Source organism: Methyloversatilis sp. RAC08 (assembly GCF_001713355.1).
In the GTDB taxonomy this organism is placed as follows: domain Bacteria; phylum Pseudomonadota; class Gammaproteobacteria; order Burkholderiales; family Rhodocyclaceae; genus Methyloversatilis.
The window spans coordinates 3,599,660-3,622,183 of the sequence record NZ_CP016448.1 but is presented as its reverse complement, the minus strand read 5'-3'; the positions used below and the strand labels follow the sequence as shown (position 1 = coordinate 3,622,183).

The 22,524-nt window shown below is 65.7% G+C and carries 16 protein-coding genes; 6 read left to right on the top strand and 10 right to left on the bottom strand.

The annotated features are described in order from the left end of the window. Positions 1–103 precede the first annotated feature (103 nt). Entirely contained in the window at positions 104–4,039 is a 3,936-nt protein-coding gene (locus BSY238_RS16385; protein WP_069040090.1) for a DUF3683 domain-containing protein, read from the top strand. Positions 4,040–4,055: 16 nt separating this feature from the next. Here BSY238_RS16385 and BSY238_RS16380 read toward each other — a convergent pair whose 3' ends face one another. Then, positions 4,056–4,607 carry a hypothetical protein gene (locus BSY238_RS16380; protein WP_069040089.1) on the bottom strand — a complete coding sequence of 184 codons (552 nt, stop codon included), beginning with the start codon at positions 4,605–4,607 and terminating at the stop codon, positions 4,056–4,058. Between the two features lie 203 nt (positions 4,608–4,810). On the opposite strand from BSY238_RS16380, the gene BSY238_RS16375 reads away from it, so the two are divergent. Next, positions 4,811–5,263, top strand: a complete 453-nt coding sequence (locus tag BSY238_RS16375) for a hypothetical protein (RefSeq protein WP_069040088.1) — start codon at positions 4,811–4,813, stop codon at positions 5,261–5,263. Between the two features lie 3 nt (positions 5,264–5,266). Here BSY238_RS16375 and BSY238_RS16370 read toward each other — a convergent pair whose 3' ends face one another. Then, complete coding sequence (locus BSY238_RS16370; RefSeq protein ID WP_069040087.1) at positions 5,267–5,944, bottom strand: HAD-IB family phosphatase; 678 nt, start codon at positions 5,942–5,944, stop codon at positions 5,267–5,269. Continuing rightward, a complete protein-coding gene (locus BSY238_RS16365) occupies positions 5,941–7,047 on the bottom strand; it encodes a phosphoserine transaminase (RefSeq protein ID WP_236952602.1) in 1,107 nt (368 codons plus the stop codon). The genes BSY238_RS16370 and BSY238_RS16365 overlap by 4 nt, the downstream gene beginning before the upstream one ends. Before the next feature lie 459 nt (positions 7,048–7,506). Between BSY238_RS16365 and BSY238_RS16360 the strand changes: the two genes are divergently transcribed. From BSY238_RS16360 to BSY238_RS16345, 4 genes are read left to right on the top strand one after another with little or no spacing between them, the layout of a single operon-like run. Beyond that, entirely contained in the window at positions 7,507–8,319 is an 813-nt protein-coding gene (locus BSY238_RS16360; protein ID WP_150123963.1) for a PEPxxWA-CTERM sorting domain-containing protein, read from the top strand. Then, positions 8,319–8,732: a hypothetical protein gene (locus tag BSY238_RS16355; protein WP_069040085.1), complete on the top strand. Its 414-nt coding sequence runs from the start codon at positions 8,319–8,321 to the stop codon at positions 8,730–8,732. The genes BSY238_RS16360 and BSY238_RS16355 overlap by 1 nt, the downstream gene beginning before the upstream one ends. A gap of 9 nt (positions 8,733–8,741) precedes the next feature. Then, positions 8,742–10,013, top strand: coding sequence for a glycosyltransferase (locus BSY238_RS16350; protein ID WP_069040084.1), 1,272 nt, complete (start codon positions 8,742–8,744; stop codon positions 10,011–10,013). Positions 10,014–10,051: 38 nt separating this feature from the next. Next, positions 10,052–12,130 (top strand): tetratricopeptide repeat protein, encoded by a 2,079-nt coding sequence (locus tag BSY238_RS16345; protein ID WP_069040083.1) that lies wholly within the window; start codon positions 10,052–10,054, stop codon positions 12,128–12,130. A gap of 194 nt (positions 12,131–12,324) precedes the next feature. Here BSY238_RS16345 and BSY238_RS16340 read toward each other — a convergent pair whose 3' ends face one another. The 7 genes from BSY238_RS16340 to fhcD all read right to left on the bottom strand — a co-directional run bounded on the left by BSY238_RS16340 (position 12,325) and on the right by fhcD (position 22,522). After that, entirely contained in the window at positions 12,325–13,221 is an 897-nt protein-coding gene (locus BSY238_RS16340; protein ID WP_069040082.1) for a universal stress protein, read from the bottom strand. Next, positions 13,205–14,887, bottom strand: coding sequence for a cation:proton antiporter (locus tag BSY238_RS16335; protein ID WP_223300180.1), 1,683 nt, complete (start codon positions 14,885–14,887; stop codon positions 13,205–13,207). Before BSY238_RS16335 ends, BSY238_RS16340 begins: the two co-directional genes overlap by 17 nt. Before the next feature lie 112 nt (positions 14,888–14,999). Continuing rightward, positions 15,000–16,640: a Na/Pi cotransporter family protein gene (locus tag BSY238_RS16330; RefSeq protein ID WP_069040080.1), complete on the bottom strand. Its 1,641-nt coding sequence runs from the start codon at positions 16,638–16,640 to the stop codon at positions 15,000–15,002. A gap of 4 nt (positions 16,641–16,644) precedes the next feature. Next, the gene (locus BSY238_RS16325) at positions 16,645–19,377 is read right to left on the bottom strand and encodes a cation-transporting P-type ATPase (RefSeq protein WP_069040079.1); all 2,733 of its coding nucleotides are present in this window, start codon (positions 19,375–19,377) and stop codon (positions 16,645–16,647) included. 399 nt (positions 19,378–19,776) lie between these two features. Next, complete coding sequence (locus BSY238_RS16320; RefSeq protein WP_069040078.1) at positions 19,777–20,814, bottom strand: DUF6352 family protein; 1,038 nt, start codon at positions 20,812–20,814, stop codon at positions 19,777–19,779. Then, entirely contained in the window at positions 20,814–21,629 is an 816-nt protein-coding gene (locus BSY238_RS16315) for a formylmethanofuran dehydrogenase subunit C (RefSeq protein WP_069040077.1), read from the bottom strand. Before BSY238_RS16315 ends, BSY238_RS16320 begins: the two co-directional genes overlap by 1 nt. After that, the gene (fhcD, locus tag BSY238_RS16310; RefSeq protein WP_069040076.1) at positions 21,626–22,522 is read right to left on the bottom strand and encodes a formylmethanofuran--tetrahydromethanopterin N-formyltransferase; all 897 of its coding nucleotides are present in this window, start codon (positions 22,520–22,522) and stop codon (positions 21,626–21,628) included. The genes BSY238_RS16315 and fhcD overlap by 4 nt, the downstream gene beginning before the upstream one ends. Positions 22,523–22,524 lie beyond the last annotated feature (2 nt).

The following is a 22,524-nucleotide window of genomic DNA, read 5'->3' as shown; positions in this document are numbered from 1 at the left end:
CGGACTGCCGGTGGACGGTTATCGGCGCATATCGTTTCCAGTCTGGCGCAGTGCACAACCAGCGGACGTATAATGCGTCCCCGAACCTCTACACGGCTTGTTGATGGAATCCGCCACCGCGCTCATCGATTTGCAAGCTTCGCGCGAACCTACCCGACTGCGCGAAATACCGTACAACTACACCTCGCTGTCCGATCGCGAAATCGTGATCCGGCTGCTCGGCGAGCCCATGTGGGACACGCTCGCCAGCCTGCGCGGCGAACGTCTGACCGGCCGTTCCGCGCGCATGCTGTACGAAGTGCTGGGCGACATCTGGGTCGTGCAGCGCAACCCCTACCTTGAAGACGACCTGCTCGACAATCCGAAGCGGCAGGCTGCGCTGGTCGGTGCGATGCACCATAGACTGGGCGAGATCGAGCAGCGGCGCCAGCGCAGCGGTGATGCTGCGACGCTGGAACGCGATCGCAAGGTGGGTGAGCTGCTGCTGGCCGCGCGCGCCGCGGTGGACGCCTTCGCGGCGCATTTTGCCACCGTGCGCGAGCTGCGCCGGCGCATCGTCAAGGTGCTCGGCCGCCACACGCGCGAAGCGAACATCGCCTTTGACGGTCTGGCCCGCGTGTCGCACGTGACCGACGCCACCGACTGGCGGGTCGAATACCCGATGGTCGTGCTGTATCCGGATACCGAAGACGAAATCGCGCCGCTGGTGCGCGGCTGCATCGAACTCGGGCTGACCATCATTCCGCGCGGCGGCGGCACCGGTTACACCGGCAGCGCCGTGCCGCTGACGGCGACGTCGGCGGTCATCAACACCGAAAAGCTGATCGACATCGGCCCGGTCGAATCGACCGTGCTGCCGGGGCTCGCGGCGCCCTACGCCACCATCCGCACCGGTGCCGGCGTGGTGACGCGGCGCGTGATGGATGCGGCGGAGCACGCCGGACTGGTGTTCGCCTGTGATCCGACGTCGGCCGACGCCTCGTGCATAGGCGGCAACATCGCGACCAATGCCGGCGGCAAGAAGGCCGTGCTGTGGGGTACGGCGCTCGACAATCTGGCCAGCTGGCGCATGGTCGATGCAGACGGCTTCCTGCTCGAAGTGACCCGGCTCGACCATAACCTCGGCAAGATCCACGACGCGGCGCGCGTGCGCTTCGCCATCCAGCACTTCGAGGCCGACGGCAGGACGCCGCGCGGCGACGCCGAAACGCTCGAAGTCCCGGGCGCCCGCTTTCGCAAGGAAGGCCTGGGCAAGGACGTCACCGACAAGTTCCTGTCCGGCCTGCCCGGCGTGCAGAAGGAAGGTTGCGACGGCCTGATCACCAGCGCGCGCTGGATCCTGCACAAGTTGCCGCCGGTCACCCGCACCGTCTGTCTGGAGTTTTTCGGCCAGGTACGCGAGGCGGTGCCGGCCATCGTCGAAATCAAGGACTACCTCGACGCCCTTCCGAAGGCAGGCAACGCGCGTGTGCTGCTTGCCGGCCTGGAGCATCTGGACGAGCGCTATGTGCGCGCGGTCGGCTACGCCACCAAGGCACGCCGCCACGGCCGGCCGAAGATGGTGCTGATCGGCGACATCGTCGGCGACGACGAAACGACCGTCATGGCCGCCGCGTCGGAAGTCGTGCGCCTGTGCAACCAGCGCGGCGCCGAAGGCTTCATCGCGGTGTCGGCCGAATCGCGCAAGACCTTCTGGCTCGACCGCGCCCGCACCGCCGCCATCGCGCGCCACACCAATGCCTTCAAGATCAACGAAGACGTGGTGATTCCGCTGCCGCGCATGGGCGACTACTGCGACGGCATCGAACGCATCAACATCGAACTGTCGATCGCCAGCAAGCTGCGCTTCTGCGATGCGCTGGTGACCGTGCTGCGCGGCGAGCTGCCGCTGCACGCCGGTGACGCCAACATCGACGCCGACCAGCTGCTCGGCGACCGGCGCACGCAGGCGCTGCAGCAGGTGGCCGCAGTGCGCGGTCGCTGGCAGTGGCTGCGCGACAACCTGGACATGCCGCTGGAGCGGGCCGAAGCGATCATTCTTTCGCTCGGCGTCGAGGTCGGTCCGCTGCTCAACCGCGCGGCGTCGCCGACGCTGTTCCACCGGCTGCAGGACTACTCGGTGCGCGTGTCGTGGAAGCGCGAACTGAAGCCGCTGCTGGAAGAGATTTTCGACGGTGCGATGTACCGGCCCATCCTCGAACGCATCGAGGCGGAGCAGAAAGCCGTTCTGCGCAGCCGGGTGTTCGTCGCGCTGCACATGCATGCCGGCGACGGCAATGTGCACACCAACATCCCGGTGAATTCCGACAACTACGACATGCTGCAGGAAGCCAATGCGGCGGTCGCCCGCATCATGGCGCTGGCGCGTTCGCTCGGCGGCGTCATTTCGGGCGAGCACGGCATCGGCATCACCAAGCTCGAATTCCTGACCGACGACGAACTGGCACCCTTCATCGACTACAAGCGGCGGGTCGATCCGGATGGCCACTTCAACGCCGGCAAGCTGCTGCCGGGTGGTGACCTGTCGCGCGCCTACACGCCCTCGTTCTCGCTGCTCGGCACCGAATCGCTGATCATGGAAATGAGCGACGTCGGCCAGATCGCCACATCGATCAAGGACTGCCTGCGCTGCGGCAAGTGCAAGCCGGTGTGTTCTACCCATGTGCCGCGCGCCAATCTGCTGTACTCGCCGCGCAACAAGATTCTCGCCACTTCGCTGCTGATCGAGGCCTTCCTGTACGAGGAACAGACGCGGCGCGGTGTGTCGCTTCGCCACTTCGACGAATTCAGCGACGTCGCCGACCACTGCACGGTGTGCCACAAGTGCGCCAATCCCTGTCCGGTGGACATCGACTTCGGCGACGTGTCGATCGCCATGCGCAACGCCTTGCGCAAGCAGGGCAAGCGCAAGTTCAACCCGGGCACGGCCGCATCGATGGCCTTCCTGAACGCGACCGATCCGGCCACCATCAAGGCGCTGCGCGTGGCGATGATGGGCGTCGGCTACAAGGCTCAACGGCTCGGCCACAAGGTTGGCAAGGCGCTCGGCCTGATCGACCGGCAGACGAAGAACCCGCCACCGACGCTCGGCCGCCCGCCGATCAAGGCGCAGGTGATCCATTTCATCAACAAGCCGATGCCGGGCAAGTTGCCGAAACGCACCTCGCGCGCACTGCTCGATATCGAAGACGCCGCCATCGTGCCGGTCATCCGCAACCCGAAGCGCGCGTCGGATGAGCAGGAAGCGGTGTTCTACTTTCCGGGCTGCGGTTCGGAACGTCTGTTTTCGCAGGTCGGGCTGGCCACACAGGCCATGCTGTACCACGTCGGCGCGCAGACCGTGCTGCCGCCAGGCTATCTGTGCTGCGGCTACCCGCAGACCGCTGGCGGCGAAGCCGAAAAGGGCCAGCAGATCAGCACCTCGAACCGGGTGCTGTTCCACCGCGTGGCCAACACGCTGAATTACCTCGACATCAAGACGGTCATCGTGTCCTGTGGGACCTGCATGGACCAGCTGCAGAAGTACGAGTTCGACAAGATATTCCCCGGCTGCCGACTGCTCGACATCCACGAATACCTGATGGAAAAGGGCGTGAAGCTCGAAGGCGTGGAAGGTGTGCGCTACATGTATCACGACCCTTGCCACACGCCGATGAAGACCCACGCACCGCTGAAGGTGGTCAATCAGCTGATCGGCACGGCGGACGGTTCGAAAGTCGCGCTGAATGACCGCTGCTGCGGCGAAAGCGGCACGCTGGCGGTCAGCCGGCCGGACATTTCCACCCAGGTGCGCTTCCGCAAGGAAGAAGAGATGCGCAAGGGTGCCGATGTGCAACGCGCGGACGGTTTCAAGGGCGAGGTGAAGATACTGACCTCCTGCCCGTCCTGCCTGCAGGGCCTGTCGCGCTATGACAACGACAGCGCAACGCAGGCCGACTACATCGTGGTCGAGATGGCGCGTCATCTGCTCGGCGCCGATTGGGCGGAGCGCTACATCGACCAGGCCAACAACGGCGGCATCGAGCGCGTGCTGCTGTGATGCCGCCGATCGACCGTCACCGGCGACGCGCCGGTGACGCGTCGCGCCGGTTCAGGTCCTGCATGAAGGCCTCCAGGGCCTGCTCGTCGCGCGGGCCCGCGGGCGCCATTTCCAGCTTCATGGTGCCGCTGCCGCCCGGCTGATCCGCCGCACACACGCGGTGGGCGAGCATGCCGCCATGCCGTTCCGGCCGCCCTTCCCTGTCGAGATAGACGTTCTGCACGCGGTAGGCTTCGCGCTCCGAACGCAGCGTGGCCGCGCAATCCTGCTGATACGCCGCACCCCTGTGGCGCGCTTCGAGCACATGAACGAATTCGTGCACCAGAAAGGAATTGTCGGCTGCGTCCTGCAGGTCGAGATCCGAGCGCATCAGCACCTGGTGGCGTTCGTGGTCGTACAGCGCCACCAGCTTCTCGCAGTCCGACGGTGCGTCCGGGCACACTTCCTCGACCAGCGCCGCGGGCGTCATCAATCTGAGCAGCGGTCGATCCGGTTCCGCTATCGCCGGGTAACCCGAGAGGGCTGCCGCCACGCTGAAAAGATGGGCGATGATTGCGCTGTCAACCATGTGTGTGTCCTTCGGGGCTCGGCAGGCGCCCGGTTTGGGCAGTCAGCGCCATGTCTGGAAAGATATCCGCGCATTTCGACATCGCCGCGCGAAATCGTTCCGTTCCGGAAGAACTCGGGCACGGGGCCCGTGTCGGACAAGGTGTCGATTGCCACAATGCGTCGTACAGCCGATCACTCACACGCCCCGCAACGGAGTCCGTCATGCCCTCACATTCATTGAAGTTCGCCTGCCTGCTGTCATTCAGCCTGCTTCTGGCACAGCACGCGCAGGCCGTACCGGCCGATGCCGAGCGCGCAGCTTCGCCCGTGCCGCAGCTCGCCGGTGCATGGAGCTGGACCGATCCGGCGCAGTGCAGCGAAACCTACGAGTACCGCGTCGATGGCAGCGGTTCGGTGCAGAGCGGCGAAGAGCGCAGCGAAATGGCCTATGTATTCGATCCGAAGGGTTCGGACACAGGCTTCTACAAGCTGGAGGCGACCATCCTGAAGGACCACGGCGGCACGGATTGCGCCGGTTCGAAGGAAGACGACACGAACAAGCTTTACACCGTGTACGTGAAGTTCAACCCGGAAGGCGACCAGCACGTCGTGTGCGTGGCGCCAGAACTGAAGCAGTGCTTCGGGCCGCTGCGCCGCACCGGCGCAGCGCGCTGACGGTCAACGCAGCAGCAGGTCGACGCGGTCGAATTCTTCCGGCGTGGCAACCAGCTTCACGACTTCACGCAGGTCGGCACGATCGATGAAGTGATGCGCGCGACGCGCCACGATGTCGCGCCGCACGACACCGCCGAAGCCGATCACCGTCGCGCCGGCGTCGCCGGCTTCCAGATCGGTGATGCCGTCACCCACCATGACGACGCTGTCGACCTCGCCCAGCACCACCCGGCACACCTCGGCCTTGCCGCCGCTGCGCGCCAGCGGCGATGAGCGGTCGAAACCGGCGTATGCACCCGCGGCGTCGAACTGCAGGTCGACCGCGTGCACGCGCTCGTCGGGCACGCCGAGATGGCGCGCCAGCGCCAGCACCGCCTGGCGAATGCCACCACTCACCACATGCACCTGCCAGCCCAGCGCACGCAGAGCGGCGACCGCCTTGCACGCGCCCTCCACCCGCGTATCGATGTAGCGCTGGCCGAGCGCCTCGATGGCAGCTGCGTCGGGCCGGATCAGGTCCAGCCGCGCTGCGTAGGCGTCTTCAAGCTTCAGTCGGCCGTCCATCGCCGCCGTGGTCAGCGGCACGACCTGATCGACCACGCCGGCCTGTTCGGCCAGCACATCGATGCCTTCTATCGTCGACAGCGTGCTGTCGCAGTCGAACAGGATGGCGCGGTTCATTCGGAGGATTCCTGCTTCACGGTTTCATAGGCCCAATCCAGCCAGGGCGTCAGGGCGACGACGTCTGTGACGTCAACGGTGGCGCCGCACCAGATGCGGAAGCCGGGTGGCGCATCGCGATAGGCCGCAACGTCGAACGCAGCCGCTTCCTGCTCGAGCAGTGCGCACATGCGGCGCACCCGTGCCCACTGCGCGGCCGTCGGCTGCGCAGCGAACCACGGGTCGACGATCTTCAGACAGACCGAGGTGTTCGAGCGGGTCGCCGGATCGTCGGCCAGGAAGGCCGCCCAGTGACTGCGATCGATCCAGCGCGCCAGCACGTCGAAGCTGGCCATGCTGCGCGCAATCAGGCCGGGCAGACCGCCGATGGACACCGCCCAGCGCAGCGCATCGATCTGGTCTTCGACGCACAGCATCGACGGCGTATTGATCGTGCTGCCGGCAAACAGGTCTTCGATCAGGCCCGCCTTGTTGGTCATGCGGAACAGCTTCGGCACCGGCCACGCGGGCGCATGGCGTTCGAGCCGCTCGACCGCGCGCGGGCTGAGCACGATCATGCCGTGTGCCGCCTCGCCGCCGAGCACCTTCTGCCATGACCAGGTGGTCACATCGAGTTTCGGCCACGGCAATTCCATCGCAAAGGCGGCCGACGTGGCGTCGCAGATGGACAGGCCGCTGCGGTCGTCGGCTATCCAGTCACCGTACGGCACGCGCACACCGCCGGTCGTGCCATTCCAGGTGAACACCACGTCGTGCGCCCAATTGACGGCGCTCAGGTCAGGCAGGCAGCCGAACGGCGCCGCAAACGTACGGGCGCCGGCCAGTTTCAGCACGCTGTCGACGTCGGTCACCCAGCTGTGACCGAAGGTTTCCCAGGCCAGACAATCGACGTCGCGCTCGCCAAGCAGCGACCACAGCGCCATTTCGACCGCCCCGGTATCCGAGCCCGGCACGATGGCAATCCGGTAGTCATCGGGCACACCGAGCACGGCGCGGCTCAGGTCGATGACCTCCTTCAGCTTGGCCAGGCCCTGCGGTGCGCGGTGCGAACGGCCGATGAAAGCGTCGTCCAGCGCCGCCAGCGTCCAGCCGGGACGCTTCACGCAAGGTCCGGAAGAAAAAGATGGCCGCAACGGACGGATCAAGGGCTTCTCGGGGGTCATGGCGTGACGGTCACTGGTCATTGAACGAAAAACTGGCACCGACACATGAGCCGGCATGGTGCCTGGATGCGCCAGACACGCGCAAATCGCGGCGAAGTATAGCGGCAGCGCTGCGGTGGCGCAGAACGGACCGGGCAAGCGCAGCGTGCAATGCCGACGGCGTGGGCGAGCATGCGCTGCATGCAGGGGCCTGGATCACCCCAAGGTGCGCCGAAAGGCCCGTTGTAACAATAATTGGCATTCCCGCAGGCCTGCATGAAAACGGCCGTGACAGGTGTCATGCCTGTCTGCAGACACATAACCTAGGTTGTATTACATAATCGCGGGAAAGCGCAGCCAGGATGCACGTCAGCATGCATCCTGAGCAGCAGGACTTCGCTCAATCCGGACACCACAGTCATGAAAAAGATGCTCTCGGCCTTGCTGGCGACGGTCATGGCGGCCCCCCTCGCCGCACTTGCCGTCGATCTGGCCCCTTCACTCCCCGGAAGCTACGGCACCGGTGGTGGCGCGGATGCGCTGTTCGTCAAGATCGATGAAAACTGGCAGGGCAGCACAGTACTGTGGGATGAAGCCACGCTCAGCTACGGCAGTGGACAACCGATTTCCGACTTTGCCTGGGGCACCGGCATCTGGGGCATCGCCGACTGGCATGCGCTGATCGACCAGCCGGTCGGCCAGTCCGGCGTCATCGAACGCTGGACCGGCATCGCGAGCCAGGTGAATTTCGGCAACACGCTCTACAACGCGATGTACGCCGCGCAATGGGGCACCACGCTGGAATTGCCGCTGAGCGCGCCACAGACCAACTGGCTGTCGCGCTTCGATGGCTACATCCGCATCACCGAAAAGAGCCTCTATAACTTCGGCGTACTGTACGACGACGGCTTCTTCTTCAACCTTTACGGCGCCGGCGGCGCGATGTTGTCGCTGGTCAAGGACGGCGTCAATCCGCGTGACCGGCTCGGCTTCGAGCAGGACATCCTGCTTGATGTCGGTCTGTATCGTTTTCAGCTGGGCGCCTACAACCGGCTCGAAGCCGGCGTCGTCGACCTGCGCTGGTCGCGCGAAGGGGCTACAGACTGGACGCTTGTGCCGACCGAAAACCTGCTCACCCTGTCCCAACCAATGCCGGTACCCGAACCTGCCACGTGGTGGATGCTGCTCGGCGGGCTGGGCCTGATCGCAGTCGCCGTCCGGCAACGTGCCTGATGCGCCGTGAGCCCCTGCGCAGCGCGGGTCAGCGGCTGGTGCATGTCTTCGTCGTTGGCGCAGGGTGGTTCCTGTTCGGCTGGGCCTGGCTGCTGGTCGGCCGCGACCTGCCCGACTATGGCGTACTGGCCTGGATGATTGTTGCCACACTGGTCATCAGCCCGGCGATAACGCTGTACTGGGTGCTGCACAATCTGGCGATTTTCAAGCTCAAGGGCCCCCGGCTCCGGTTGCCGGAAGCGAAGGCCGAATACCTGCAGGACTGGGCCGGGCGCCCGGTGGTGGCTGACTGGACCACGCTGCGCACCGCGCGCATCACGGTGATCGGCGTCGTCGATTCCCGAAAGCTGTACCGCTGTCTCGCGCCGCGCAGCGTCGATCCAGGAGTGTCCCGACTGTTCGGCAAGGGCTGACTTGCCGCCATGCACGCGCTTGAAAGCCTGCTGATCAGCTTTCAGTACACCGGGACCTACTCGGTTGCGCTGTTCTTCTTCGCTGCATACCCCATCATTTCCAGCCTGGTGTGGATCACTACATCACTGTTCTTCGTGTTCCGCTGGGAGCGCGACGAGCCGGGTGCCCTGCCATCCGACCGCAGCTTCTCGCCACCGGTCAGCATCCTGATTCCTGCGCACAACGAAGACGCGGTGATCGCGCGCTCGCTGGTCGCGGTATGTGCCGTCGATTACCCGGACTACGAAATCGTGGTGGTCAATGACGGCTCCAGCGACGGTACGGTGCGCCAGGTGCTGCCCTTCGTGCAGACAGGCCGGGTGCGCCTGATCGACAAGCGCATCAACGAAGGCAAGGCGATGGCGCTGAACGACGCGTTGCCGATGCTGCGCGGCGACATCGTGCTCATCATGGATGCCGATGCGGAGCCCGAGCCCGACATCCTGTGGCACCTGGTTCCGCACTTCATGAGCGCCCGCGTCGCAGCGGTCACCGGCAACCCGCGGGTGCGCAACGTCGATACCTTCCTGAGCCGGCTGCAGGCGATCGAATTCACGTCCATCGTCAGCCTGCTGCGACGTTCGCAGCGCATCTGGGGCCGCATCGTGACGGTGTCGGGCGTGGTGGCCGCCTTCCGCAAGAGCGCCGTGCAGTCGGTCGGCGGCTTTTCGCCCGACATGCCGACCGAAGACATCGAACTGACCTGGAAGCTGCAGCGCCACTTTCACGACATCCGTTACGAACCGCATGCCATCGTGTGGATGACGGTGCCGGTACACTTTCGAGCGCTTTTCCGGCAGCGGCTGCGCTGGGCGCGTGGCCTTATGCAGGTGCTGCGCCGCCATCGCGACGTCATCCTGCACTGGCGCTACCGCCGCATGTGGCCGATGTTCATCGAGTCGGTGCTGTCGATCTGCTGGGCCATTGTGTTCGTGGCAATGACCACGTTGTGGATCGCATCGTGGGCCATCGGCTTTCCGCCAGTCGGCGCCTCGCCGCTGCCCAATCTGTGGGGCATGGTGATCGCCACCCTGTGCCTGATGCAGCTCGCTCTGGGCACGCTGATCGACCACCGGTATGACCGAGGCATCTGGCGCTATTTCCCCTACGCAGTGTTCTATCGGCTTGTTTACTGGGCCTTCCTTGCGATCACCACCTGCATGTCGCTGCACCACCTGTTTGTTGCGCCTGCGCGACAGTCCATCACGTGGAACACGCCGCGGACCGGGCGCGAGGCCTGATACTTTTGCTACATGAATTGCTCGCAGCACTCCGCCCCATGACGCGCGCACTGCCTGCCCTGACGCTCGCTCTCGTACTGATGGTTCTGCTCACCGCAGTGAAGCCCGCTTTCGCGGTCCACCCGCAACGCGACGAAGCGCGCCTGCTCGTTGGCGCGCGTGACTATGCGCCGGCGATCGAGCTCTACCGCGTTCTGGTGAGCCAGTTTCCGGACGACACCGACCTGCTGATCGAAGCCGCCCGCGTCGAAGGATTTGCCGACCGCAACGAGGCTGCCGCCGACCTGTACGAGCGTGCACTGCGCGTGGCACCCACCCGGCAGGCAGACATTCTCCCGTCACTCGCCTGGCAATCGCTCTGGGCCGGCCGCTTCGAACGCGCGGCGGCGCTGTTCCAGCAGAGAATGAATGGCTGGTCGGACGCGGCATCGGTCAGCGACAGCCGGCGCGGCCTGATCGAATCCCTGCTCGGTCAGGCGCGCTCGCATACTGCGGCGCAGGACTACACTGGCGCACTCGACGCCTATGCACAGCTGGCACGCGTCGACCGCGCCGATGCCGAGCGCACCGCCGAGGTGGCGCGCGTGCTGGGTTATGCCGACCGCAACGCCGAGTCGGCGCTGGCATGGCGACAGGCACTGCAACTGGCGCCGGAACGACGCACCGACTGGTTGCTGCCGCTGGCCTGGCAGACTCTGTGGTCAGGTGATGCAGCGGCTGCCCGTTCGCTGTTCTCGGAAGCGCACGCCGAAGGCATCGGCCTGCCCGAAACCTGGCGCGGCCTCGCGCAGGCCTGTGCCGCGCTGGACCGCCACCCCTGCGCGGCCGAAGCATGGCGCAAGCTGCTCGCCGACCAGCCGGACGACCGCGCTGCACAGCGCGGTCTGGCGCGCGCGCTGCTGTGGTCGGACGATCCAGCCGGTGCGCGGGAAATTTATGCCACCCTGCTTCAGGCCGATCCAAGCGATGCCGATGCGCGACTCGGTCTGGCGCAATCCGATAATTTCGCCGGGCGGCATCGCGCAGCAGTCGGCGAATTCGACCGGCTGGATGCGTCTGCGGATCCGGGCCTGAACGTGGCAAAGGCGCGCGCCCTGTACTGGGCCGGCCACGCCGACGAAGCGATGCCGCTGCTCGCCGATGTCACCGACGAAGGCGCGCTGTGGCTGCGCGATTACCGGATCCGGCGCGACACGCAGCACTATGCCTCGGCCGGCATCGACTGGTCTGACGACGCCGACCGGTTGCGCATCGTCACGCCGTTCGCGCTGGCCGGCTGGCGACGCTCGCCGACCGATTTTTTCGAGGTCGGCGTACGCCTGCCGCAGATCAGCGGCTACGAAACCGGAACACGTTCGCCGCGCCGAACAGTCAGCGGCAGCGAAATCAGCGCGACCTACGGATTGCGTCTGGGCGATGTGCGCGGTGGCCGCGGCACGCTGTGGCCCAGCTTCACGCTCGGCCGACGCGATTACGACGGCTGGCAGAGCACGGTGTGGCGTGCGCGCCTGCGCTACGTCCCGGCTGATCTGTGGCGCATCGACGCGGAAACCGGCAGCGGCATCATCGACACCATCAGTGCGCTGCGCAACGAAGTGAATTTCCGCGACGTGTCGGTCGGTGTGACCTACACGCCGACACCGCGCTGGAGCTTCGCCGGCAGCGTCGCACGACTCGAATTCGACGACGACAACCAGCGCAATCGCGTCGCCTGGCGCGGGGACTACGCACTGTGGACGCGTCCGCAGATCCGGCTGGGCATCGAGGGCAACCGCTTCGAAAACAGCCGGCCGTGGGACATCAACCGCGCCAATCGCGGCTACTACAACCCGGACCGCTATCTCGAATACCGGGCCTTCATGTCGATCTATGACGACATCCGCCCGTGGAGCTACTACGCCAAGGCTGCATTTGGCCGCTACGACGAAACCGATGGCGACGGCAACGGCGCATCCGGCCGCAACTATCTGCTCGAAGGCTGGGTCGCCTACGATATCGGGCCCGGCTGGCAACTGCGGGCAGCAGCCGGCATTTCCGACAGCGAAGCCGGCTCGCCGGGCGGCGGCAGTGGTTACTGGCGCCGTTTCGGCAGCGTCACGCTCAACGCCTGGTTCTGATCAGACGATGCCCGGTCCGTAATCGGGCATTCGCGTTACCCGGTGGAGGTGCCGCCGACATTGGGTTGTCGCGCAAGCCGCGCCGATTGCGGCAGCGTTCGAATGCAGCTCGAATTCGGCCCACCGCAGCGACGGTGATCCGCCTGCCGCGGCAGGCTTGTGACGAGCTGCTGCGACATCTGCCCGCATCACGGTCACCCGGCACCCGAATCGCCGACGACCAGCACGTCGCAGTCGGATTCCGACAACAGGTGTCGGGTCACACTGCCGAGCAGCATTTCCTTAATGCGGTTGCGCCCCTGCTTGCCAAGCGCGATCAGGTCACAGTGTTCCTGCTGCTGTACCTCGCGGATCAGCGAACATGCATCGCCGTGGCGAACGATGATGCGCGACTGGTCGGCGATGCCGGCACTTGCCTGCAGTGCTTCGATCTGATGGCACGCCGAATTGCGCTCGGCAATCCGGAGCGCATGTATTGCCGCATCGTCGATGCCTGCATAGCGCAGCTTTCCTTCGAACGGCAGTTCGAAGGCGTGCAGCAATATGATTTCAGCGTGCGGAGCGAATGCGCGAACAGCCTGCAGCGACGGCTCCGACGCCATCGAGAAATCAACCGGCACGAGCACGCGCCGGTAGGGTGCATGAGGCGGCTGGCGTACCACCAGCACTGGCCTCGTCATCACTCCGAGCATGCGCTCTGCCGTTGAGCCCAGCATCAGGTGGCGCATGAAATCCTCGCCGCGCGCGCCCACCACCAGCAGATCGGCATCGAGCTGATCGGTCTGATCAACGATTTCCTGCACGACCGCACCGGTCAATACCCGCACTGCGGCGGATACTCCGTGCGTGTGCCCCAACTCTTCGGCAAGGTCACGCAGCGTTTTGCAGGCATCTTCGACGATGCCCTGCTCGACCGTCGACGCGCGGGTGCCGAGCAGCTCATGCAACGCCGCCATCGCCCCGCTGCTCACCGCATGCATCAGCGTCAGCTGCGCACCCGTTTCCGCAGCGAGCCGAAAGGCGCGCGCAAGCGCCTCCCGCGCCGGCGCCGACAGATCAGTTGCCGCGAGAATGTTACGGATTGGCTTCATGTCGCTCCTCCTTCTTGCGTATCAAATCGGACAGATGTTCCGCAACGTAATCCACCGCATTGCGGAACGGGTACAGCACGATCGGAGCACCCGCGCGCTTGAGCTGCTCACCCTGCACGTCATCACGGGCCACGATCGCCACCTCGCCGGCGAAGTTGCGCGCCCGCAGTGCCGCCAGCCATTCCCGGTTCGATTCGAAGTCAGGCAGGGTACTGATGGCCCACTGCACCGTATCGAGCGGCAGACTGTCGAGGAAGTGCGGATCCTGGGCATCGCCGAAATCCACCTTCACGCCGCGCCCGCGCAGCTCGAGCACCACTTCCGGATCGAAATCGATGCCGCGCACGGCCAACCCGGCGTCGGCAAGCTGCATTGCGAGCCGCTTGCCGTAGCGCCCGAGCCCGAACACCATCACGTCGGTCGAACTGGAACGCTCGACTCCGCTTTCGACCGTCACCTCGCGGTATGGATGCTTGCGCTCGAACATCGACAGCCATGGCGACAGCCTCTCGAACAGCGTCTGGGCGTGAATGATCATGTAGGTGGACAGCGCGATGGTGACGAGCCCGACCAGGGTCGTCAGTCCCAGTGCCTCGCGGCCTACATGACCAAGCGTGATGCCCATGGCAACGAACACGATGGAAAATTCGCTGATCTGTGCAACGGTCAGTCCGGCCAGAAAGCCGGTGCGCTTGCGATAGCCCATGTAACCCATGATGGCCATCACGATCAGCGGGTTGCCGATCAGTACGAAGGCGCTGAGCACGATCGCCGGCACGACTTCATCACCCAGCGTCGACAGATCGAGCCGGGCGCCGAGATCGATGAAGAAGAACAGCAGCAGGAAGTCACGCACACCGGTCAGGCGGGCGCTCATCGCTTCACGGTAAGGGGTCGATGCCAGGGAGAAACCGGCCACGAAGGCGCCGGCCTCTTTCGAGAAGCCGGCCCACTCGCCCAGTGCGGCAAGCCCGGTTCCCCAGGCAATCGCAAACAGCAGCAGCAGTTCCTGCGAGCGGGCCATGGTGTGCACCAGCGGCGGCAGGATGTAGCGCATCAGCAGGAAGATGATCAGCGCGGCACCCGACACCCGCGCGAGCAGCGACAGCACGACTTCCGTAGCGCCCGCATCGCCGGCACCGCGCAGCGCACTCATGGCCATCATGGCGAGCACGACCGCGATGTCCTGCACGATCAGGAAGCCGACCGCAATGCGTCCGTGCAGCGAATCGAGCTCCCGTTTGTCGGACAGCAGCTTGACGATGATGATGGTGCTGGAAAAGGTCAGTGCAACCGCGACATAAAGCGCTTCCATTGCGCCTCTGCCGAGCAGCAGCACCAGGATGAAACCGAAAAGTATCGTGAAGCACAGCTGACCCAGACCGGTTGCCAGCGCAACGGGACCGATGCGCCTGACGTGCGACAGATCCAGCTTGAGCCCGACCACGAACAGCAGCACGGCCACGCCTATCTGCGCCAGCAGGTCGACCTGGTCATGCGCCTGGACAAACCCGAAGGCAGCCGGCCCGGCAAGTATGCCCACCACGATGTAGGCGATCAGCACCGGCTGGCGCAGACGCACGGCCAGCGCACCGGCGGCCGTGGTCAGCCCGAGCAGCAGTGCCATTTCGGCGAACACGCTGGGTTGCATCCCTTCAGTCACCATGAAACATTTATCTCCCGCATCCTTGCCTCACTGTCGATCCCGCATCCGGCAGACGGGATCGCCGACGGAACCGACCGTCTTCGCCCCGCCGCGACGCCGCATGCATGCAGCCTCACTCTGCAATCAGATGCATCCGGCTTTCATCCGGACTCATCGCATCGTCATTCATTTCGATCCGGTGCAGCAGTTGCAGCGCCTTCCCGGCCTGCTCTGCAGCAAGACGCATCGCGCGCGCCCGCTCCAGCAGCGCATCCATGCGCGCGATATTCAGCGCGTCCGCAGCGGCAGCACGCAGAATTGCGTCCTTCAGGGCGGCATACGCGGTCACCAGCGCATCGGGCAGCACTGCGGCAGCGGGAAGAGCCACCGCATCCCCGGCTGGCAGCACCAACGCGAGCCAATCGCGAACTTGCTTGCGGAATCGCGTCTCGCAGCTCACCACGTCGTCCGGAAGCGGTCCCGAAGGAACCGGTTCGGCCATCACGGATGCCATGCGGGCGACCGTTTCGTAGTACCGCAACTCGCGCAGGACGCGCGGCAGGCGCTCGCCGCTGGCCGCACTCATCGTGCTGCGGTGGATGCTGACGACGAATCCGGCGACCGCCCGGGTGAGCCGGTCGAATGCGTCACGCTGATGCGCGAGCGAGGCGGGTGCGGCGCCATCCAGCGCCGACAGCACCATCGCTCCGGCCATCGCGCCGACCCTGCGCGCTTCCAGCGCCAGCGCATCCAGCGCCAGCGTCGGTACCGAAAGTACGTTCGCATCGAGGTGCTGCGGACGTCCGGCGTCTTCCTCGGGCGTGGCGAAGCGCGCCGACAGGGCGCGCTCCAGCCGCATGGACAGGGGCCACATCAGCAGCACGCCCAGCACATTGAACGTGGTGTGGAACGTCGCGAGAACGGTGGTCGCCGTCGGCTCGAGTTCCAGTACGTCCGTCATCCATGCGACCAGCGCAAGCAAGACCGGAAGACACAGCAGGGCAACGACCGCGGTGATCAGATTGAACGCCACATGCGCCGCGGCCGTGCGTCGGGCATTCGGTGTCGCGCCCAGTGCGGCGATGATCGCGGTGATGGTGGTACCGAGGTTCACCCCGATCACGCCGGCAGCGGCCACCGACAAGGGCACCACGCCGCCCGCCACGGCGGTCAGCACGACGGCCATCGCGGCACTCGATGACTGCATGAGTGTGGTCAGTACGATGCCGACGAGCACCGCAGACAGTACCGCCCCGGCTCCGCCGCCTGTCCAGGCGTCGAAACTGACAGCGGAGCCGATGTCTCCGAACGCCTCCCGCAGCACGTCGATGCCCAGGAACAGCGCACCGAAGCCGGCGATCGTCATGCCGATCGCCCCGCGGCGCGACCCTTCGCCGGTGAGGCGCAGCAGCATGCCGACACCGATGAGCGGCAACGCGAACAGCTCGATCGGCATCTTGAAGCCGACCAGCGCCACCAGCCAGCCGGTCATCGTGGTGCCCACATTGCTGCCGAAGATCACCCACATCGACTGGCCGAGTGTCAGCAGACCCGCATTGACGAAGCCGATGGTGGCGACCGTCACCGCACTCGACGACTGCACCAGACCGGTCACCAGCACGCCGGACAGCAGCGCGCGCAACCGGGTGCGCGTCCATTCGGACAGAATGCGCTCCAGCGCGGGGCCGGCAGCCAGTTTGAGTCCGTCCGTCATGAATCCCATGCCGAGCAGGAACAGGCCGAGCCCGCCAAGAAGGTGGAAGAGCGATTCCATGAGGTCAGCCGCTCTGCCGCCCGCGGCGTGCCCAGGAGCGCACCGCCAGTTTCTCGAGTTCGATGATGACCATCAGCAGTGCGCCGAACACCAGAACCGGCCACCAGTCGCTCATCTGCGGCGGAGCGGTGCCGAACAGCATCTGTGCAGCCGGCAGATAGTTGAACAGCCCCTGCAGCACCAGCAGCAAAAAAATGGCGAGCAGCACATAGCGGTTGCCCGTGATCCCCTCGAAGGTCAGCGAACTTGCGGTGAGGTGGCGCACATTGAACAGATAGACGATTTCTCCGAACACCAGCGTGTTCACGACAACCGTGCGCGCCAGTTCGAGCGAGCCGCCCTCTTCGAGAATGCGAAGGAACAGGAACAGACCGCCGGTCACCAGCAGCAGCGACACGAACACGATGCGCCACAGCAGGAATCCGGTCAGCAGCGGTTCGTCCGGGTTTCTCGGCGGGCGCTGCATGATGTCCGCTTCCGGTGTTTCGAATGCGAGCGCGAGCGACAGGGTGACGGCGGTCACCATGTTCACCCACAGGATCTGCGCCGGCGTGATCGGCAGCGTCAGGCCGAGCAGGATGGCCGCGACCAGGATGCCGGCTTCGCCGCCCCCGGTCGGCAGGATGAAGATGACCGATTTGCGGATATTGTCGAACACCGTGCGGCCCTCTTCCACCGCGGCGGCAATCGACGCGAAATTGTCGTCGGCCAGCACCATTTCGGCCGCCTCCTTGGCGGCTTCGGTGCCCTTGTCACCCATGGCCACGCCGACATCGGCACGTTTCAGGGCGGGTGCGTCATTGACGCCATCGCCGGTCATCGCCACCACCTCGCCATTCGCCTGCAATGCCTGAACGATGCGCAGCTTGTGTTCCGGACTGGCACGGGCAAATATTTCGGTGCCGCCGACCGCGGCGCGCAGTTGCCCGTCATCCATCTGTTCGATCTGCGGGCCGGAGAGTACGCGCACCGGGTCGCCCAGACCCAGTTGTTCGCCGATCGCGCGAGCCGTGACCGCATGATCGCCGGTGATCATGCGCACGGCGATGCCGGCACCGCGGCAGCGCGCGACCGCGGCGACCGCCTCCTCGCGCGGCGGATCGGCGAGCCCGAGCAGCGCAAGCAATGTGAAGCCGCCCGATTCGACATCGGCAAATGTCAGCGTGCGCACCGACGCATCCATCGGCTTGACGGCCAGCGCGATCAGGCGCATGCCCTCGCCTGCAATGGCTTCGCTGCAGGCATGCCAGTAGCCCGGATGTAGCGGCTTGGCATCACCGTCCTCGCGTTGTTCGCGGCAAAGTTCGAACACGCGCTCGGGCGCGCCCTTCAGCAGCATGAATGCATGACCCTGATGATCGTGATGCAGGGTCGCCATGAAGCGGTGTTCGGATTCGAACGGGATGGTGTCGATGCGCGGCAGCCTGTCCGCTTCGCGGCGGGCATCGAGGCCGGACTTGAGTGCCAGCGTGATCAGCGCACCTTCGGTCGGATCGCCTGCAAGTACCCATCTGCCCTCTCCATCCGGGTTCAGCGCGGCGTCATTGCACAGCAGCGCGGTGCGGCCGATCTCGACCAGTTCGGGACAGTCGATCAGTTCGCATTCACCGTCGCCGCGCGCAAACCCGCCTTGCGGCGCGTAGCCCGCACCACTCACCCGGAAGGTGTCGCGGGCCGTGACGACACGCTGCACGGTCATTTCATTTCGCGTCAGCGTACCGGTCTTGTCCGAACAGATGACCGTGACGGAGCCGAGCGCCTCGACCGCCGGCAGACGCCGGATGATCGCGTGACGCTTCGCCATGCGCTGGACGCCGATCGCCAGCGTCACGGTCATGATCGCGGGCAGCCCCTCCGGAATCGCAGCCACCGCCAGACCGACCGCGGCGAGAAACATGTCCGCCACCGAATAGTCATGGACAAGTATGCCGAAGCCGAACGCCAGTGCGGCAACCCCGAGGATGGTCCAGGTCAGCCATGCACTGAAGGCCGCCATCCTGCGCGTCAGCGGCGTGGCCAGTTCCTGCACGCCGGCAAGAAGCGCGCTGATGTGGCCGATCTGCGTGCGCGCGCCGGTTGCGACGACAACCCCCGTCCCCTGGCCATAGGTCACCAACGTGCCGGAAAAAGCCATCGACCGGCGATCGCCGAGCGCCGCGTCATCCGCACAGACCTCGGTGTACTTGTCGACCGCCACCGACTCGCCGGTCAGCGCGGATTCGTCGATGCGCAGGTTGCGCACGTCGAGCAGCCTCAGATCGGCGGGAACCCGGTCGCCGGACGCGAGAAACACGATGTCGCCCCGGACCAGTTCCGTTGCAGGCAGGTCGATCCGGCGTCCGCCGCGCAGCACCTGCGCGCGTGGGGAAAGCATCTTCCGTATGGCATCAAGCGCCGCTTCGGCCTTGCCCTCCTGCAGAAAGCCGATCAATGCGTTGATGAGCACCACGCCGGCGATGACTGCGCTGTCCAGCAGGTGCCCGAGCAGCGCCGTCACCACGGCAGCGACGATCAGCACACGGATGAGCACGTTCTCGAACTGCGAAAGCAGGCGTTGCACAACACCGCGCCCCGCCGGCACGGGCAGGCTGTTGGGGCCATCGACCGCGAGTCGGCGCGCCGCTTCGTCGGTCGTCAGTCCGGCCTCGCGCGCGCTGCCGACCGAAGTCAGTGTCGCTGCGCCGGTGAGCGTGTGCCAGTTTTCCGGCCGTACCGGCGTGTCTGTCGGCTGCCGCATTTCAAGGCTCCTTTGGGTTCAACCTGAAAACCTCAGTTGACCGCTTGCCATTGCGCTAAAAGCCCTGCGCATCAAGGAGATCGGCGCTTATTGCTCGCTTACCGTCCAGGCGACACCGCTTCGACCTCGCGTGCACGGCCGGCGGGGTGCCCGGCTGCGTTGCTCGTCCTTGCAGGGTGCCATCCTGCCGCGTCCTCGCGCCTTGCCGTACACCCCGCCAACCATGCCCACGAAGCCGATCAACTGAGGTTTTCAGGTTCAACACAATGCTAAACGCGCTGCGCGACGATTTCATTCGCGCGCTCAGCAGATGCAGGCAAGCTTGAGGGCGATCAAGAAAAGCTGAAAACCCGGAGGGATCAGGGAACAAACAGGGCGCCTGCGCCCGCCCGATGGACGTCAGTGTGTGCCTGTCAGCGGCAGGTTGAGCAGCAGATTCTGCGGCTTCATCTGCACCAGACCATTTTCATCCATGGCCAGCGCCAGCCAGACCGGCCGCGCCGCGCCGTCAGGTCGCAGTTCGGCACGCATGTCGCGGGCATCGAGAAAGTCGAGGCGGAGCAGCGCGACGATGCGCGACAGGCGGTCGGGTGCCAGTTCGCCCCCTTCGTACAGCGTGTTCAGCAGCTCCATCGACTCTCGGTCAAGTCCGATGTGCCAGGCCCAGTGTTCGTCGCGGATGTCCTGCTGCGGCGTGATACGGACGGCCGAACCGTAGAAGTGGGCAATCCAGCGCTCCATCACACGGCACAACGCCGCCAGCGCAGGCTGACCGAAGTTCAACGGCAGCACGGCGCGGCGCCCGGCGCGCGCATACAGTTCGGCGGCATTGCCGGCATCGAGCACGTCGAGTTCGGCCGCGCGCGGTATCGCCCCGGCCTGCCGGATCAGACGCCCGATATTCCCGAAACCGCCGGTTTCGGCGTAGTCGCCCAGCACTTCGGCATCGGCCATCAGGATGCGTCCGGCGTGCGGGGTTGCGCGCTGGCTGCGGAAGAACAGTTCGGCTGCGCGCCACATCAGCGCACCGTCATTGCCGGTGCAGCCTTCGAGCAGGCCATGCAGGATGAGCTGCGTGAGCTGCGGCACGAACAGCGGCGCGATGCCGCTCAGGCCATCGAGAAACAGTTCCAGCCAGGCCGATTCGATATCCGGCCGCGCGAGCACGCGGTCGCGAAAGGCGATGAAGGCGAACCAGTTGTCGCGCGCATCGGCGTCGGCAATCGATGCGATTTCCTCATGCGACACGATGCGCGCCGGCTCGCCGAGCAGGCTGGACACCAGCGCGCGCTCGGCGTCGCAACTGTCCTCGACGAGCGCCAGCTCAGGCCTTGCCAGCCAGTCGCGCAGCAGCGCGTCGGTCACGACCAGACGCCCGGCTGCGTTGCGCCTGACCCGCCCGAAGGCCGAGTCAGGCCACCAGCCCGCCGCCGTCATCAGCCGCGGACGAGCAGTTCGCCGCGTCCGCTGACCGCCATGTCGCCCATGTAGCGGCGCACCGTGCAGGCGCTGGCGTCGAGCGCACCGAACGGTCCGGGCAGGCCTTTCCAGCTGGCGTACAGCAGGCTGAGAAAGCCGAGCCGGTGCGCGCCGCAATCGACAACGGTGGGCAGCATCTGCGCCGGCAGTGCGTTGAGGATCAGCGTGCCGCGCTTCATGCCGTACGCCGGATAGGCGCCCAGCGTGCCGGCCACGGCGATGGTGCCGGCGATCATGCGGGTGCCGCAATAATCACCGGCGTTGCCGCTGACCAGTATCTGGCCGCGCCGCATGCGGTCGCCCAGCCGGTCGCCGGCATCGCCGCCGACCAGCAACAGGCCGCCGGCCATGCCCTTCATCTCGCCCGGAATGGCGCCGCCAGCCGATTCGCCAACGTTGCCGGCGATGTCGATGCGACCGCCCTTCATGCCGGTCGCGCAGAAGGCGCCGGCTGAACCGGCGACCGTGATCGTGCCGCCGAGCAGTCCCTGGCCGACATACGGTCCGGCGTCGCCCTCGACGTTGACGCGGCCGGACTTCATGCCGGCACCGATGCGTTCGAGCCTGCTGCAGTCGCCGCGGAACACGATGTCTGTCGTGTCGTCGCCTGAGATGTCGAACAGTTCGTCCGCGCGCACGACGCGCTTGCCGACGTTCAGCGCGATGGCCGCGATGTCGGACGCGGTCTGACCCGCCAGTGCAGAGGGGTTCAGCATGCCGACATCGACGCGCTGGGCCGGTGCGCTACGCAGCGTGAATGTCAGGGCGCTCATTTCAGGATCTCCCGCAGGTGGTACTGGAACTGGCCGAGCTTGCCGCCGTAATTGCCGGCCGACAGCCGGCGGATGCCGCCGGCGGCACCGATCTTGCACACCGCGCGCATGCCGACTTCCATCGCCTTCTTGACCGACGCATCGGTCAGACCGTCGATGACGATTTCCAGCACCGCACCGATGCGTTCGTCGAGTTCGGATTTCGTCGCGCCGCGCAGCGTCGGGCAGAAGGCGTCGTTGGTCGAGGCCGACAGCGCCTTGTACTTGGAGCCCACCTTGGAGCCGGAACGCACGACGCCACCCGGGAAGGGCATGACGATTTCACGCAGCTTGCGCATTTCGACGATGGCCGCCTCGCACGCTTCGAGCGCCTGCACCTGGGTGTCGGCGAGCACGAGGAAATTGCCGCCGCCGACCGCCTTCACCATGCGCGCCGTGTCCTGCACGAGAAACTCGCCGTCCATCACCGGAATGCGCCAGTAGCGCTTGCCGCCGATCTGCTTCGAAGTCTGGAAGCCGTCGCCGAAGTAACGCAGCGTCTTGCCCAGAGGCACCGGGTCGCCTTCGTCCAGACCGGCAAAGATGGCGCTGGTCGGGCTGGTCAGCACGCACTGGCCGACGCGCCGTTCGATCTGCTTGATCAGTTCCTTGCTCGACACGGCAAACACCAGCACCGACACGCCCGGACGGCCGTCCGGCGTTTCGTCCGGCGACATCATGCGCTCGATGCCCGCCTCGGCCCCGCAGGCGATGACCGAGGTCGCGAAGCCGGTCAGCGCATTGGCCGAATGCAGGGCCCAGGTTTCGTTGTAGGCCGTGATGATGAGGCGGATGCCCCGCATGCCGAACGCTTCGGCAAAGGTGTCGTCGATTGCTACGCCATTGATGATCATCG